We start from the raw sequence: 14,970 nt of genomic DNA, 5'->3' as shown, positions 1-14,970 counted from the left end.
ATCGCCCCGGGCGTGGACAGCGAGGTCGGCCCGCTGCGGTCGGTCCTGCTGCACCGGCCCGGCGGCGAGCTCACGAGGCTCACGCCGCGCAACAACGACCAACTGCTCTTCGATTCGATCCCGTGGGTCGAACGCGCACAGCAGGAGCACGACGCGTTCGCCGAGGTACTCACCTCGCGGGGAGTCGAGGTGCTGCTGCTCGCCGATGTCCTCGGCGAGTCGCTGGCCGACCCGCGGGCGCACGCGGCGGGGGTGCACGCCGCGGTGGACGAGCGCCGGCTCGGCACCGAACTGGCGGATGCGCTGCGCTCCCATCTGTCCGGCCTGGGCGCCGGCGGGCTGCGTGAGGCACTGATGCGCGGGATGACGTTCGAGGAACTGCCGGCCTCCGAAGGCGCCTCGCTGGTGCGGAAGATGCACCACGCGCACGAGTTCGTGGTCGATCCGCTGCCGAACCTGCTGTTCACGCGCGACTCGTCGGCGTGGATCGCCGACCGCGTGGCGATCTCGTCGCTGGCCATGCCCGCACGGAGCAGGGAGACGGCGTTGCTCGACCTCGCGTACGCGTATCACCCGCGGTTCCGCGGGGCGGCACGTGCGTACGGAGCGCATTCGGCCCCGGTCGAAGGCGGTGACGTGCTGTTGCTGGCGCCGGGCGTGCTGGCCGTGGGCGTCGGCGAGCGCACGACGGCCGCGGGGGCCGAATCGCTCGCACGGTCGGTGTTCGCCGACGGCATCGCCCACACGGTGCTGGCCGTCCCGATCGCACAGAACCGCGCAACGATGCACCTGGACACGGTGTGCACCATGGTCGGCCCCGACGCCGTCGTCATGTACCCGCTCGCCCGCGATTCGCTCGTCGCGTACACGATGCGGCCGGGCGACGGCGTCTCCGCCGAGGGAACCCGCGAGCTCCGGGTCGACGGGCCGGAGCCGTTCCTCGACGCCGCAGCCGCCGCGATGGGCATCGATCACCTGCGTGTCATCGACACGGGCCTCGACCCCGTCACGGCCGAACGGGAACAGTGGGACGACGGCAACAACACGCTCGCGCTCGCGCCCGGCGTCGTCGTCGGCTACGAGCGCAACACGCAGACGAACGCGCGGCTCGAGGACGCCGGCATCGAGGTGCTGGCCATCGCCGGATCCGAACTGGGCTCCGGCCGCGGTGGTCCGCGCTGCATGTCCTGCCCCATCACACGCGGCCCGCTGCCCGACGCCCCGAACACCTGATCGGTCTCCCGAACACCCGACCGGTCGGCACGCTCCGGCGAGCGTCACGTGCCGACGGTCACCGCTCCGGCGGTCACCGGCACGGCACGCGCCGGAGCAGTGACCGCTCGGCGACGTTCTCGTCGCCGAGCGTTGTTGATTCCCCGAACGGGGGACGATCGACCGACTGAGACAGAATTAAGCCTCACCTAAGTAATTGCGACAACTTAGGTGAGGCTTAATTAATCTTAGGTGAGGCTCAATTTATTTAACTCATCCTTGGCTAAGGAATTGTAGTCAACTGCGTTCTGGATCACCAGCCCCCGGGTGGAAAAAAGTGGATCCGGGGGCGTACATTGAATGTATGCCCACCACGACGAAGCAACAGAATTCCCAGCAGCCGCGTTCCAAGTTCTACGAATTGCTGCAGGGCCAGGTCCACAACGAGTTCCACGCCTCGCAGCAGTACACCGCGCTGGCCGTGTGGTTCGACACCGAGGACCTGCCCGAGCTCGCGAAGTTCTTCTACGCACAGGCCGTCGAGGAGCGCAACCACGCGATGGCGCTCGTCCAGTACATGATGGACACCGACCACCACGTGACCATTCCCAGCACGGGCGAGGTGCGTAACGAGTTCTCCAACGCCAAGGATCTGGCCGAGCTCGCCCTGGAACAGGAGAAGGAGGTCACCAGCGACATCAAGACGCTGACGAAGGCCGCCCGTTCCGAGGACGACTTCCTCGGCGAGCAGTTCATGCAGTGGTTCCTGAAGGAGCAGGTCGAGGAGGTCGCGACGATGAGCACGCTCGTGAACGTGTTCGAGCGCGCCAACGGCAACCTGTTCGAGGTCGAGCGGTTCGTGCACAAGCACCTGCGCAGCGACGGCACCGACGACGACATGCCGGAGGTCGCGGGCGGCAAGCTCTGACGCTTCCCGTCGGGACACACGCAGCGTTCGAGAAGCAGCAGTTCGAGAACCGGAAGGGGCGGCGCTCCTCGCGGTCGATTCCGATCACGGATCGGCCACGAGGAGTGCCGCCCTTTTCGCATGCCGGATTCGGCCACTTCTCGGATTCGGCCACTTCTCGGGTTCGGCGAGGAAAGGCTCACCTCACGGCACGCGAACTGTGGCTGTGAACTGTGGGCGCGGAAACGCGATCCGGATTCGCGGGCTCGCCGGTCACGACGATCGCCATCGCATGCGTGCCCATGCGATCCGGCGTCCCTGACCGCGGCAATCGCCGGAGGCGACCGGCAGCGCCACTCGTCCGGCTACCTTCCACCCGAACGAGGAAGTAACTCGCGGCGTCCCGATTTGACCGGACGTGGTTCCGGAGCCACCGTAGTTTTCGGACGCAAGGAGCATCTGCGCTCGGTTAAGGACAGAGCCCACGGAAAGCAGGGGCACCATGAGCGAGTCGTACAGCGGTGGCAACGGACCCTCCGGCGACAACGAACCCCCCGGTGACGAGCCGACCCCGCCGGGTCAGGCCGCGGAGGGAAGCATTGCCCAGGCTGACGCCACCGATGATCAGATCAAGGAGCAGCTGCGCCATCACGGCGTTCGGCTGGGACGAGGTGGGGTCGCCCCGTCCGTCTTCTGGCCGAGCCTGATCGTCGTCGCGGCCATCGCACTGTTCTCCATCATCGCGCCGGAATCGGCCGGGAACCTCTGGAACTCGGTCCAGGGCGGGATCGTCAGTGGCTTCGGGTGGTTCTACACGCTGGCCATCGCCGGATTCGTCATCTTCGCGATCTTTCTCGGAGTCAGCCGCTTCGGCAACATCACCCTCGGCAAGGACGGGGAAGAACCCGAGTTCGGGCTGTTCTCCTGGTTCACCATGCTGTTCGCCGCCGGTATGGGGATCGGGCTGGTGTTCTTCGGGGTCGGTGAGCCACTGACCTTCTACTCCGACCCGAAGCCCGGCGTCGACGGTGGTTCCGCCGAACTCGCCTCGCAAGCCATGGCGCAAACCTTCCTGCACTGGGGTTTCCACCCCTGGGCGGTCTACGTCATCGTCGGCCTGTCCCTCGCCTACGCGATTCACCGGAAGGGACGCCCGGTATCCATCCGCTGGGCGCTGGAACCGCTGCTCGGGGACAAGGTCAAGGGCTGGCTCGGCGACGTCATCGACGTGCTGGCCGTCGTCGGCACGTTGTTCGGCGTGGCGACCTCGCTCGGGCTCGGCGTGACGCAGGTCGCTACCGGCCTGAGCGAGATCGGTGTGGTCGACGAGGCGAACAACCTCCTGCTCGTCATCCTGATCGTGGCCATCACCCTGGTCGCGATCGTGTCGGTGGTCAGCGGGGTCGGCCGCGGTATCCGCTGGTTGTCGAACTTCAACCTGTCGCTGGCCGGGGTGTTCCTGATCGCCGTCCTGCTGCTGGGGCCGACGCTGTTCCTCGCCCGGGACTTCGTGCAGTCGCTGGGGTCCTATCTCGCCAACGTGCTGCCGATGACCTTCGACGCGTTCGCCTACACCGGCGAGGCGGGCATCGACTGGGCCGGCAGCTGGACGATCTTCTACTGGGGCTGGTGGATCGCCTGGGCACCGTTCGTCGGCGTGTTCATCGCGCGCATTTCACGAGGCCGCACGGTCCGTGAGTTCGTCGCAGGCGCACTGCTCGTCCCCACCATCGTCGGCTTCCTGTGGTTCACGGTGATGGGTGGCACGGCCATCGACGAACAGCAGCGGCAGGGCGACCTCGTGCCCGAAGGAGGGGTGGTCGCCGAGGAGGCGCTGTTCGACACGCTGCAGAACCTGCCGCTGGGGTTGATCCTGTCGGTCATCGCGATCGTCCTGGTGGTCATCTTCTTCGTCACCTCCTCGGACTCGGGTTCACTCGTGGTCGACATGCTCGCCTCGGGTGGACACCCCGACCCGCCCATCTGGAGCCGGGTGCTGTTCGCCTCGCTCGAGGGGCTCGTCGCCATCGGACTGCTACTCGCCGGCGGTGACGAAGGGTTGTCCGCGTTGCAGGCAGGCGCTGTGTCGACCGGACTGCCGTTCGCCGTCGTGCTGGTGGCGATGGCGGTCTCGTTGTACAAGGCGCTGAGTGCCGAGCACCGCGGGATCCTCAGAGCCGAACGGCGCATCTACCAGCGCGAACTCGCCGGAGAGCTGTCGCAGGAGTTCGACCGGCACTTCGGGGAACAGGTGGACGACCGCATCGACTACGCGATATCGACCACGACCGGAATCTGGAACCACACGGAGCGGCGCGCCCCGATCAGCACACTGTCGCGCGCTCGCCGGCGTGGCAAACGTGGCCGCCAGTCCGGCGGCGGTCCGCCCGGCAGCGGGGGCGGGCCGCCCGGCGGAGGCGGCAATCCGCCCGGCCCGTCCGGCGGAGGCGGCCCGGGCGGAGGCCCGTCACCGGAGTAGCGCAGTCGGAGTAGCGCAGCCGGCACCAGGTTTCCGATGCCACGGCGCTGTACGAGTGCTCGGTCAGACCGGGTACTCGTGCAGCGCCTTCGGCAGTCGGAACGTGCCGTCCGGTTCGGGCGGGAACGCGCACGTGCGCACGACGGCCGCGGCCGGTATCGGACCGTAGACGTGCGGGAACCACGGTGCGCCCGGTTCGGGCGGCTCGGCGGGTTCCCAGCGCAGCGCAACGGTGAGGCGGGCCGGATCGATCACGAGGAGAACCAGGTCGGTGCGGCCCGCGAACACGCGCTCGGCGGGCAGCGCCACGGTGCCGAAGTCGCTGCAGTGCACGAACCCGACGTCGTCGAGCGAGGCGGGCCGGTACTCGCCGCCGGCCGGGACCGCGGCCCAGTCGGCCTCGGGGCAGATGTGGAGGATCATCGGCGCACCGGCCCTCAGCGCAGCGTGAACTGGCGGCCGATCAGCCCGTCGCGGGCCCGGCGCTCGGCGGCGTCCAGCGGGGTGTCGTCGAGCGAGGCGGAGGCCTCGGCCAGCCGAGTGCCCAGCGCCTTGGCGGGTTCGAGCCACTCGCGGGCGTGTGCCTCGGGATCGAGGTCCCACACCGGAACCAGCAGCCCGTGCGCCCGGAACGAACCGGCGAATTTCGTCTCCTCGCCGAGCGTCAGCGTGCCCGCGGCCGACAAGCGCGCAAGCGCTTGCATCAGGCGGTTCTCCTCGGCGGGCCACACCCACCGCAGGTGCGCCTTCTCGCCGGCCAGCACCCAGTAGGCACCGGAGTCGAGGCGTTCGGTCGGCATGATCGCCTCGTTGGCGCGCTGCAGCGACATCGCGACCTCGCCCGTCGGCTCCTCGCCCTCGGGAAGCCACCAGGAGAAGTCCTCGTGCACCTCGACGTCGAGTTCGACGGCGGGGTCGAGCAGATCCTGCAGCCGCTCACCGGGCTGCGACGGGCTGCGGGTGTCGGCGACCGAGAGCACCTGACCCGGCTGCGCGGTCAGCGCCCACGACAACGCCCTGCCCAGGTCGCGGCTGATGTCGCCGGAACGGGTCTGCACCTGCAGGCCGACGAACACCTCGCCGTCGCCGCGCACGAACGCGGCCGCGGCCATCGGCAGCACCGACGCGATCGTCACCGTGCGGTCGCTGTGCTCGCCGGCCAGCGGCAGCGTTGCCGTCGCGGACGGCACGAACTCGCGCATCGCGATGAGCTCCGGTTCCGCCGCCAGGCCCTCGAACGGCCGCCCGACGAATACGTCGCGGACCTTCTCCTTGCGCTCCTTCTTCCGCGCGGCCTTGCCCACTGCGCTCGCCTCCCGGTCGTGATTCACCTGGCGGAAAAACGCTACTCGACTCGCGGAACCGTTACTGTCGGCGGGTGTTCGATCCTGCAGACCCGGCCTTCCTCGCCGATCCGTATCCCGAATTCGCCCGCTTGCGCCGCGCCGACGGCGTCCACCACCACGACGGCCTCGGGCTCGCGGTGGCCGTCTCCCACGAGGCCGCCTCCGCCGTGCTGCGCAACCGGTCGCTGGGCCGCATCTGGACCGATGCCACGCCGCTGGAGCAGTTCGCCTCGTTCAACCTGCTCCACCGGAACTCGTTGCTGGAGAACGAACCGCCAGCGCACACCCGGTTGCGCAGGCTCGTGCAGTCGGCGTTCGCACGCGGGCACGTGGAGCGGCTGCGGCCGACGGTGCAGGCGCTGGCCGAGCGGATGGTCGACTCGCTGGCCACGGCGATCGACGCCGACGGCGAGGCGGACCTGCTGGAGCACCTGGCGCAGCCGTTGCCGGTCGCGGTGATCGCCGAGCTGCTGGGTGTTCCCGAGGAGGCGGGGCCGCAGCTGGTCGAGTGGAGCAACGCGATCGTCAAGATGTACGAGTACGGCCTACCCGGCGACAAGCAGGCCGAGGCCGAGCGCGCGGCCGAGGCGTTCGCCGGGTACCTGCGCGGCCTGGTCGACGAGCGGGCCGCCGCGCCGGGCGACGACCTGCTGAGTCACCTGGCGGTCGGTGAGCTGACGGGCGACGAGGCCGTCGCGACCGCCGTGCTGCTGCTGATGGCCGGGCACGAGGCCACCGTCAACGTGATCGGCAACGGTGTGCGGGCGCTGCTCGCCCACCGCGACCAGTGGGACCTGCTCGTCGCCGACCCCGGGCTGGCGGCCACGGCGACCGAGGAGCTGATCCGGTTCGACTCGCCGTTGCAGCTGTTCGAACGCACCGCCACCGCCGACGTCGAGATCGCGGGCTTCGCCGTCCCCGAGGGCGGGAAGATCGCCGCGCTGCTCGGAGCGGCGGCGCGGGACCCCGAGGTGTTCGACGAGCCGGACACCCTCGACATCACGCGGGAGAAGAACCCGCACCTGGGATTCGGCGGCGGCATCCACTACTGCCTCGGCGCGCCCCTGGCACGGATCGAGATCGCCGCGGCGCTGGAAGCGCTCGTGACCCGCCTGCCGTCACTGCGGTTCGCCCGTGAGCCGCAACGCCGCGAGGAGTTCGTCATCCGCGGCCTGCGCAACTTCCCCGTCACGACCGCGCCGACGTCCTCGGCCACGACCTCGTAGCTCGCTCCAGACGCAGCAGAAAGCGCAACTGGGTGAAACGAAGGGCGGCCCTTGGCGTTCAACGAGGGGGAGGTGGAACGCCAAGGGCCTCGAACAGCGTGCCACGGCCCGCCGTGACCGTCGACGTCCGCGGTGACACTGAACAACCGCGAGCTACACGCCGTCGGTGGCTAGACTGTCGACCGCTCGTCGCGCTGCCAACGGATCACCGACGCTGGCAGCGCGCCGTTCACGAAGTACTCGTGCGCCGCGCGGCGCACGTCGGCGACCGGGATCTCGGACTGTGGCGGGAACTCCGTGTCGCTACCCATGTAGTAGTAGAGCATCGTATCGACGTTCGACGCCTCCCCGAGTGAAAAGTACCCGCGTCCGCGTCCGGCATGATGCACCACGCCGACCCCGCGCTCGGCGTCCAGGCCGACGTTCAGCAGGCCAGCACTCGCCGGATCGTCGGCGGCATTGAATGCCACGAGAGTCGGCCCCGACATGGCGGCGACGGTGTCGAGCACGGCATCGAGTTCGGCGGCCGTCGTAACCCGCGTCGGTCCGTCGTGGTCGTACCAGGCATCTAGCGCCACCATGGTGCACGGCCCCCTTCGTAGGTCGTTGTGGTCGGCGTGCCGTCAGGTTTCGTCCCGTGGACGGTCAGCCGCGAGCCTTTCGGCAGCATCACGGGCGCCAGCGTGTCACACGACGCCGGGCCGATGCAGGGAACGTTGTTGATCGCCACCGATGCTTCCCGTATGTCGTTGCGGACCATGTGAGCGGCGAGTTTCAGCTCGACGTCACCGGCGCGCGCGATCGGCGCCATGGGAAACCGTTGTGCGGCAACCCATTCGTCTACGCGGTCGGCGTTCTCGTCGCGTCCGCTGACGATCTCCGTCATGTCGTCGCCGTCGGCCGTCCACCAGAACCCGCGCGTCTTGTCCCCCGTGCCGGGTTTCACGGGCGGAGGCAGGGCGGCACGTGCTCGCTCGGAGGGTGTTGCTTTCGGCGCCGATGCCGGAGGTGGCGCAGCGCCGGGTTTCGGCGTCGGTGCGCTCGTCGGTGCCGAACCCGGCAGACTCGCGCCGAGTTGGTCGAGGTACCCGCGTAGCGTCTGCTCGATCTGGGCGAGGCGGCCGTGTTGCTGGTCGACCTGCTCGGCGGCCTCCGCAGCTGCGCCAGGTGCTTGACCGGCGTCCGGGTCGTGAATGCCTTCGAAGCACTGTGCGTACATGTCACGTGCTTCGACGGTGGTCTGCGACGCGTGGGCGAGTGCGGAACGTGCGGCGGCGATCCGGTCGAGGACGCGGCCGATGGTCTCGGCCAGCCGATCGACCGACATCCGACCACCCCGCAGTGTGTGCGGCGCGCAGCCAGACACATCACCCCGACAACGTGGGATCCGTCGCTGAACACTTGGCGTACCGCGACCGGGTATGGTCAGTCGCCATCCCGCACGGCGAGTACGCGACCGCGAGGAGTCCGTGAGCACAGATGTAGAGACGCGCTGGAGACGGCTTCGCGAGCAGTTGCGTGAATACCGCATCGCTACCGGCCTGCGTGGTGCGCACCTCGCGAACCGTCTCCAGTGGCAACAGCCCAAGATCTCCAAGATCGAGAACGGCGTTCAGCGCATCACCGACGCCGAGCTGAAAGCATGGCTCGCGGCATGCGAGGTCGACCCTGACGAGGTTGAGGAGATACGCGCCGAGCTGCGCGCGATCCGGCTGGACGAGGCACGCTGGAAGGACCGCCTTCAGTCCGGCCACACCGCGCTTCAGCAGTCGTTCGGCGAGCTGGAGCAGCGGGCGGAGCACATCCGCGTGTTCGAGACCGTGCTCGTGCCCGGCCTGGTACAGACCCACAGCTACGCCCTGGCGGTGTTCCGCGGACTGTCGGCGCTGCGTGGTACGACTCGCGACCCCGACCAGGCTGCCGCGGCACGTATGCAGCGCCAGACGATCCTCTACGAACCGTCAGCGCAGGTCGACATCCTCGTCAGCGAGGCCGCGCTACGTACACCACCGCCCGGCGTCGACCCGGATGGTGGCTGGTTCGAGATGATGGCCGGCCAGATCGACCGGCTACTTGCGCTCGTCGGCGGCCCTGCTGTCGGCTTTCGCGTGCTCCCACTCGGCATGCCTCTGCCGGCGGCGCCGCTCCACGGGTTCACGATCCTCGATGACCTCGTCGTCGCCGAATTGCTGCACACCAGTATCCGCACCAGCGACGGCAACGACTACGCGTTCTACGACGACCTGTTCCGGCAACTCTGGGACGCTGCCGCGGCCGACGACGCTGCTCGGTCGATCCTGCTCGACGTTTCGGCCGGCTACCAGCAGGCACGGCGGTAAACGCCCGACCGACTCGAGACGCGACTCCGCAGCACGTACTCGAGTATGCTCCTCGAGGACGCTGGACTACCTGCACGGCAGATCGTCGACTGTTTCGGTCACGAGAAGGTGAGCACGACGCAGGGCGAGTACAGGGACCGGTGACGGGTGGTGCTCACAGTTGGGTCTCCGTCCACTGCACGCAGGTGGGCTGCTGGCCGGTGCTCGCGAATTCGCGCACGGCGGCGTGCACGGTGTCGAGGGGCACTTCGACGTGCGGGGGCACGCTGTTGTGGTGTCCCCACCGGGTGAAGTAGTCCACGCGGTCGCCGTTCGCGCCCTGTTCCGGTGCAACCGCGTGCGCACCCTCGAACCACTGCAGCGCGCCGACCTCACCGCGAACGCCGACGAGCAGCGCCGGGGCCTCGTCGCCGGGTTGGCACTGCAGCCACCAGCACAGGCCGGTCTCGTCGCGTTCGCGGCGCCGGTTGTGCTCGGCCAGCTGCTCGATCACCTGCTCGGCGTCGTCGGCGCCAGCGAGCAGGACGTCCTCGTGGTCGAGGAGTGGCGCGGTGGCGGTCATGCGGTCCCCTCGTAGGTGTGGCGCTGCGGCGCGTGGGCCAGTGCGGAACGTGCGGCGGCGATCCGACCACCCCCAGTGTGTGCGGCGCGCAGCCTGGCACATCACCCCGACAACGTGGGATCTCCTGCCCGCCCGGGAGCGCGGGGAGTCACCGGCCGGACAGGCGAGATCAGTCGATTCCCAGCCACACGTGCCAGCACGCGCTGCAGTCGAACAACGCTGGGTGCGGGCGACGCCGGCGACGTCTCGGCACGGTGACCTGTCGACCGCACAGCATCTCGACCATCACGTCGGCAGGTGGCTCGTCGGCGGTGCCGCCGATGTGACGCACGCCTGCCGCGACCGGGCGCCAGCCGGGCACGGTGTCGAGATCGGGGACATCCGGGTCGGCAACGGCCGGTGTCGGCTCGGCGACTTCGCGGCTCACGTCGGCACCCCTGCAGCCTGCTGCGCGTCGATCACCACGCGCGCCGGTACAGCTCCGCAGCCATCCTGCCGAGTCGCTCGGCCAGCTCGCGCACGTCGCCCACGGACAGCTCGCCGCCATCCTGCCGCGTCATCAACTCGACCACGACCTCGCCAAGGCCCGCATTGACCTGGCCATGTCGATGCCCGAGGACGACTTCTATATCCTCGACGACGAGCGGGTCGTCACCTTGCGATTCGACCAGGCCACGAACCTCGTCGGCATCGACGTCGACGACACCCCGGCCACCGTTGCCCACTCCCAGCGGTGGCGCGACATGGTGTGGCCGCTCGCAACCCACCATGCCAACCTCGCAGAGGCCCATTGAGCATCGAGAAACGACAGTTGGCGCTGGCCGACACGCTCCGCAATCTGCGCGAGCGTGTCGGCTTTCGCACGGGCAAGGAGTTCGCCGCACACATCGGCTGGGTCGCCTCGAAGGTGTCCCACGTCGAGAACGGCCGCACCCTACCCAGCGACGCCGACCTCGCCGCATGGGCCGCCGCCGTCGATGCCGACGCCGACACCCTTACCTCCCTCCGCGACGAAGCCCGCGAACTGCGACTGGACCGGGACCGATGGAAACGCCGCCTTCGCCACGGCCACGCCACCGTGCAGCGCGGCACCGCCGTCAGCGAACGCGCCGCCTCCCACATCACGATGGTGGAGTTCTTCCTTGTCCCCGGCCTGGTCCAGACCCCGGACTATGCCCGCCGGGTGTTCGAGATCGCCGCCGCCATGGTCGACTCCCCCGACGACGCCGACACCGCCGTCCGAGAACGCGTCCGACGCCAGGACGTGCTCTACGACCCGTCCCGCACGGTCGAAATCCTCGTGTCCGAAGCCGCCCTGCGGAACCCGATCTGCTCGCCCGAAGCCATGCGCGGCCAGCTGGACCGCTTGACCAACTTGGCCGGGTTGGGACACGTGCGGCTCGGGGTGATCCCTCTGGACGTACAGCTTCCGACGATCACCCTGCACGGATACACCATCCTTGACGATGCGGTGACGGTCGAGGTCAACCACACCGACGTGACCGCGACCGACCCTGATGACGTGGCGCTCTACCGATCTATCACCGACCAGCTGTGGGGTGTCGCTGCCGAAGGCGACGCGGCCCGCAGGGTCCTCACCCGGGTCGCGTCCGACCTCCCGTCCGAGTGACTGCGGCTGATCCCAGAGCCGTCAGCGGGCGGAGGTGGCCGGGCGGGGACGGCGTTCCGGTTCCGGGGCGCCGGTGACCTTCACGACCTGGCGCAGCGCGAGGACGTCGGCGCCGACCGGGGACAGCAGGCGAGTGATCCGGTGGACGAGCACCGCCGTGACGATCGCCAGGCCCGCGGCGCAGGCGTCGGTCAGCGCACTGAGCACCACGCCGTCGGCATCGACCTGCACGCCGTCACGTAGCCGCCACACGACGGTGACCACGGCGAGTGCGACGTTGGCGCACCACGTCGCCCACCACCCCAGCACCAGCCGCGACGGCCGGGGCCGCCGATCGACCGGCCTGCGCAGCGCGGCGTGTTCCAGCTCGGCGACGATCGGGCCCGCGAGCAGCAGGTTCGCTCCCGGCACGAGCGTGCCGACGAGTACCTGCCACGCCGGTCGCGGCACGTCCTGGCCCGCATCGCGCGCGGCCACCGACCGTGCCACGAACAGCCACCACAGCGCCCCGCCCACGGCCAGCAACGCCATGATCGGCGTCATCAGCGCGAACGCCAGCACGAACGCGTCCGACGCGCCCACGACTCCCGGGCTGAGCGCCGACGTGCGGCTCTGCAGCAGCAGCACATACCGCCAGCCCTCGGCGACGGCGGCGAGCCCGGCCAGCACGGCGAGCGCGATCAGCAGGGTGACGGCGCTCCGGCTGGTCGAACGCAGCCGCTGCCGGGGCTCCATGCCGCCGGACGAGGTGCCGGGCACGGCGGTCGACGGGCGCCACACGAGGTTCGGGAAGCCCCAGCGCGGCGGCGACGGATACCGCGGCGGTCCCGTGTACGGCCTGCGCCGCCCGCGCGGGCGTGGCAGGTTCTCGCCCGGCGGGACGGTCGCGACCCACCGCACGCTCGGCCGCGGCTGCTGCCTGCCCGGCTGCCCGTTCGGGTACCTGCCCGGATGCATCGCGGCTACAGCACCTCGGGTTCCGCCGCGTCGTGATCGGTTTCCAGCGGGCGGCCCTCGGTCTGCCAGGCCTTCATGCCGCCTGCCACGTTGACCGCGTCGACCAGTCCGGCCGCGTTGAGCCACGCCGCCGCCTGCGCGGACCGGCCGCCGGTGCGGCAGATGACGTACACCGGGCGGTCGTCGGGCAGTTCGGCCAGCCTGTCGCTGCTGGCCGGCAGGTCGCCGAGCGGGATGTGCACCGCGCCGGGTGCATGCCCCGCGGCCCATTCGTCGGCCTCACGGACATCGAGCAACACCGCATCGTCGGCGGGCAGTTCGGACACACGTGTCGTCGGGATCTCGGCTGGGTTCACCACGTGCCCATCGTCGCACGAACGGCGTCACCCCCGCGTAGGAGCGCGATCCCGCCGCCGGGCGGCCATGTCCTCGGAGCCTCCCGGCCGCCCGACCACCCGGCCTTCCGGGCCCGCCCGGTCTCCCCGGCCGCTATTTGCGGTGGCGACCCGGGGTGGTGCGGGTGTGTTCCTCGGCGCGGCCGAACCGCTGCACGGCGCGGTCACGCATGAAGCCCAGCGGGTCAGGCGCGTGTAGCCGCAGCATGACGGCGCCGACGTCCTCGGGGATGCGGCCGGCCGTGGCGGTGCTGACGAGCACGGTCAGGCCGAACGCGACCGGCACGGTGACCAGCGCCGGCTGTTGCACCAGCCACGGGGCCCACTCACCGGTGTGGGCGGACACGGCGTTGAGCACCACTGCCAGCAGCACGAGCCCGCCGCCGGTGCACATCCCGACCATCGCGCCGAGCCACGTGAGCCGCCGCCACCAGATGCCGAGCACGAGCAGCGGCGCGAACGTCGAGGCAGCCAGCGCGAACGACATCCCCACGCTCAGCGCCAGGTCGTCGATCGGCAGCGTCACGGCCAGCACCACGGCCACCGCCGCCACTCCCACGCTCGCCACCCGGTAGTCGCGGACCTTGCCCGCGAGCAGGTCGGTGGCGATGACCCCGGACATGCTGGACACGAGTCCGGACGCGGTCGAAAGGAACGCCGCGAACGCGCCGGCCGCCAGCAGCGCGGCGAGGAGCTGCCCGGTCACGCCCGACAGCATCGCCGTCGGCAGCGCGATCACGGCGGCGTCGGTATCGCCGGTGATCAGCAGTTCCGGCACGAACATCCGCGACAGCAATCCCAGCATCACGGGGAACAGGTAGAACAACCCGAGCAGCAGCAGCACCTGCACGGAAGTGCGCCGGGCGGCCTTGCCGTCGGGGTTGGTGTAGAAGCGCGACAGCACGTGCGGCAGGCCCATCGTGCCGAGCAGCAGCGCCAGCAGCAGCGAGTACGTCGACAGCAGCCCGGTGAGGTCGGTGCTGGGCAGGAGCCAGTCGAGGTTGGCCGACGTCGCCTGGCCGACCGTCGGGACGGCGGCACCCTCGGGGAACGTCAGCGTCGAGCCCGCGTCGACCGCGTGCTGGGAACCGGGCCGCCACGTGGTCCAGCCCCCGTCGCCGGAGCCCCCGTCGCCGGAGCCGTCGTCGAGGCGCACGCGCGTCGGACTGTCGACACCGAGGGTCACGTCCGTGTCGACCGTGACGGCCGTCTGCGCGGCGAAGTTCGGCGGTGCGGGTTCGTCGAGGCTGCCTGCCGACCCCGGAGCGCCCGCACCGCCTGCGACGAACACCGCGCACAGCACGAACGTCGGCGCGGCGATGGCGTAGAGCTTGAACCAGTACTGGAATGCCTGCAGCAGGGTGATGGCGCGCATGCCGCCGCCCATGACGTTGTAGGCGATCACCACGGTGACCAGCACCGACCCGGCCCACGCGGGCGCGGGCATGATCATCATCAGGGCCAGTCCCGCGCCCTGCAGCTGTGGCAGCAGGTACAGCACGCCGATGAACACCACGAACCACGTCGAGGCGGTGCGCAACGCGGGCGAGGACAGCCGCGCCTCCATGAAGTCCGGCAGTGTGTAGGCACCCGACCGGCGCAACGGCCCGGCGACGAACAGCATCAGCGCGAGGAACCCGGCCGTGAACCCGATCGGGAACCACAGCGCATCGGCGCCCTCCTTGAGCACCAGCCCCGCGACGCCGAGGAACGAGGCCGCGGAGATGTACTCGCCCGCAATGGCCGCGGCGTTGCGCCGCGAGCGCACGGTGCGGCGGGCGACGAGGAAGTCATGGGTGGTGCGCGCGAACCGCGACGTGCGGTGACCGAGGTAGAACGTCACCACCACGACCAGCGCGACGCTGACCAGGGCCCACGGGTTCACCTGCACGCACGCCTTCCTCGCGAAGCTTCCCT

General features: G+C 69.9%; 16 protein-coding genes. 7 read left to right on the top strand and 9 right to left on the bottom strand.

All coding sequences use genetic code 11. From position 1 onward, the window contains the following. Positions 1 to 12: 12 nt before the first annotated feature. The 3 genes from LY41_RS17695 (at position 13) to LY41_RS17685 (ending at position 4,598) form a co-directional block, all read left to right on the top strand. On the top strand, positions 13 to 1,233 hold the full coding sequence (locus LY41_RS17695) for an arginine deiminase (RefSeq protein ID WP_253865554.1): 1,221 nt from the start codon (positions 13 to 15) through the stop codon (positions 1,231 to 1,233). A gap of 343 nt (positions 1,234 to 1,576) precedes the next feature. Beyond that, positions 1,577 to 2,140 carry a ferritin gene (locus tag LY41_RS17690; RefSeq protein ID WP_253865158.1) on the top strand — a complete coding sequence of 188 codons (564 nt, stop codon included), beginning with the start codon at positions 1,577 to 1,579 and terminating at the stop codon, positions 2,138 to 2,140. Positions 2,141 to 2,621: 481 nt separating this feature from the next. Further along, complete coding sequence (locus LY41_RS17685) at positions 2,622 to 4,598, top strand: BCCT family transporter (RefSeq protein ID WP_253865157.1); 1,977 nt, start codon at positions 2,622 to 2,624, stop codon at positions 4,596 to 4,598. A 63-nt stretch (positions 4,599 to 4,661) separates the two neighbouring features. Here LY41_RS17685 and LY41_RS17680 read toward each other — a convergent pair whose 3' ends face one another. Both LY41_RS17680 and LY41_RS17675 read right to left on the bottom strand, forming a co-directional pair. Then, positions 4,662 to 5,021, bottom strand: coding sequence for a DUF952 domain-containing protein (locus LY41_RS17680; protein ID WP_253865156.1), 360 nt, complete (start codon positions 5,019 to 5,021; stop codon positions 4,662 to 4,664). Positions 5,022 to 5,035: 14 nt separating this feature from the next. Next, positions 5,036 to 5,902 (bottom strand): DUF5926 family protein, encoded by an 867-nt coding sequence (locus tag LY41_RS17675; protein WP_253865552.1) that lies wholly within the window; start codon positions 5,900 to 5,902, stop codon positions 5,036 to 5,038. A 74-nt stretch (positions 5,903 to 5,976) separates the two neighbouring features. On the opposite strand from LY41_RS17675, the gene LY41_RS17670 reads away from it, so the two are divergent. Then, entirely contained in the window at positions 5,977 to 7,170 is a 1,194-nt protein-coding gene (locus LY41_RS17670; RefSeq protein ID WP_253865155.1) for a cytochrome P450, read from the top strand. Positions 7,171 to 7,340: 170 nt separating this feature from the next. Here LY41_RS17670 and LY41_RS17665 read toward each other — a convergent pair whose 3' ends face one another. Together LY41_RS17665 and LY41_RS17660 are read right to left on the bottom strand one after the other, a co-directional pair. Continuing rightward, a complete protein-coding gene (locus tag LY41_RS17665; RefSeq protein WP_253865154.1) occupies positions 7,341 to 7,751 on the bottom strand; it encodes an Imm1 family immunity protein in 411 nt (136 codons plus the stop codon). Further along, a complete protein-coding gene (locus LY41_RS17660; protein ID WP_253865153.1) occupies positions 7,739 to 8,497 on the bottom strand; it encodes a DddA-like double-stranded DNA deaminase toxin in 759 nt (252 codons plus the stop codon). Before LY41_RS17660 ends, LY41_RS17665 begins: the two co-directional genes overlap by 13 nt. 142 nt (positions 8,498 to 8,639) lie before the next feature. On the opposite strand from LY41_RS17660, the gene LY41_RS17655 reads away from it, so the two are divergent. Continuing rightward, complete coding sequence (locus LY41_RS17655) at positions 8,640 to 9,509, top strand: helix-turn-helix domain-containing protein (RefSeq protein ID WP_253865152.1); 870 nt, start codon at positions 8,640 to 8,642, stop codon at positions 9,507 to 9,509. A 154-nt stretch (positions 9,510 to 9,663) separates the two neighbouring features. On the opposite strand, the gene LY41_RS17650 is transcribed toward LY41_RS17655, so the two are convergent. Then, positions 9,664 to 10,071 (bottom strand): Imm1 family immunity protein, encoded by a 408-nt coding sequence (locus LY41_RS17650; protein WP_253865151.1) that lies wholly within the window; start codon positions 10,069 to 10,071, stop codon positions 9,664 to 9,666. A gap of 169 nt (positions 10,072 to 10,240) precedes the next feature. Then, positions 10,241 to 10,498, bottom strand: a complete 258-nt coding sequence (locus LY41_RS17645; RefSeq protein ID WP_253865150.1) for a hypothetical protein — start codon at positions 10,496 to 10,498, stop codon at positions 10,241 to 10,243. Positions 10,499 to 10,616: 118 nt separating this feature from the next. Between LY41_RS17645 and LY41_RS17640 the strand changes: the two genes are divergently transcribed. Beyond that, a complete protein-coding gene (locus LY41_RS17640) occupies positions 10,617 to 10,865 on the top strand; it encodes a DUF6879 family protein (RefSeq protein WP_372493317.1) in 249 nt (82 codons plus the stop codon). Next, complete coding sequence (locus LY41_RS17635; protein ID WP_253865148.1) at positions 10,862 to 11,701, top strand: helix-turn-helix domain-containing protein; 840 nt, start codon at positions 10,862 to 10,864, stop codon at positions 11,699 to 11,701. The genes LY41_RS17640 and LY41_RS17635 overlap by 4 nt, the downstream gene beginning before the upstream one ends. Positions 11,702 to 11,722: 21 nt before the next feature. Here LY41_RS17635 and LY41_RS17630 read toward each other — a convergent pair whose 3' ends face one another. The 3 genes from LY41_RS17630 to LY41_RS17620 form a co-directional block, all read right to left on the bottom strand. Then, on the bottom strand, positions 11,723 to 12,658 hold the full coding sequence (locus tag LY41_RS17630) for a DUF4328 domain-containing protein (RefSeq protein ID WP_253865147.1): 936 nt from the start codon (positions 12,656 to 12,658) through the stop codon (positions 11,723 to 11,725). A gap of 5 nt (positions 12,659 to 12,663) precedes the next feature. Beyond that, positions 12,664 to 13,014 carry a rhodanese-like domain-containing protein gene (locus LY41_RS17625; protein WP_253865550.1) on the bottom strand — a complete coding sequence of 117 codons (351 nt, stop codon included), beginning with the start codon at positions 13,012 to 13,014 and terminating at the stop codon, positions 12,664 to 12,666. A 133-nt stretch (positions 13,015 to 13,147) separates the two neighbouring features. Continuing rightward, positions 13,148 to 14,944: a sodium/solute symporter gene (locus LY41_RS17620; RefSeq protein ID WP_253865146.1), complete on the bottom strand. Its 1,797-nt coding sequence runs from the start codon at positions 14,942 to 14,944 to the stop codon at positions 13,148 to 13,150. Positions 14,945 to 14,970: the final 26 nt, after the last annotated feature.

Source organism: Prauserella halophila, from assembly GCF_024171895.1.
Lineage (GTDB): Bacteria > Actinomycetota > Actinomycetes > Mycobacteriales > Pseudonocardiaceae > Prauserella > Prauserella halophila.
Note: the sequence above shows the minus strand (reverse complement) of the source record. Positions and strands in the feature narration are given on the sequence as shown.

Excerpts from the sequence above, each read along its gene's own strand:
- LY41_RS17690 (WP_253865158.1), top strand. The coding sequence starts at position 1,577 with ATGCCCACCACGACGAAGCAACAGAATTCCCAGCAGCCGCGTTCCAAG.
- LY41_RS17685 (WP_253865157.1), top strand. The coding sequence starts at position 2,622 with ATGAGCGAGTCGTACAGCGGTGGCAACGGACCCTCCGGCGACAACGAA.
- LY41_RS17680 (WP_253865156.1), bottom strand. The coding sequence starts at position 5,021 with ATGATCCTCCACATCTGCCCCGAGGCCGACTGGGCCGCGGTCCCGGCC.
- LY41_RS17665 (WP_253865154.1), bottom strand. The coding sequence starts at position 7,751 with ATGGTGGCGCTAGATGCCTGGTACGACCACGACGGACCGACGCGGGTT.
- LY41_RS17660 (WP_253865153.1), bottom strand. The coding sequence starts at position 8,497 with ATGTCGGTCGATCGGCTGGCCGAGACCATCGGCCGCGTCCTCGACCGG.
- LY41_RS17650 (WP_253865151.1), bottom strand. The coding sequence starts at position 10,071 with ATGACCGCCACCGCGCCACTCCTCGACCACGAGGACGTCCTGCTCGCT.
- LY41_RS17630 (WP_253865147.1), bottom strand. The coding sequence starts at position 12,658 with ATGCATCCGGGCAGGTACCCGAACGGGCAGCCGGGCAGGCAGCAGCCG.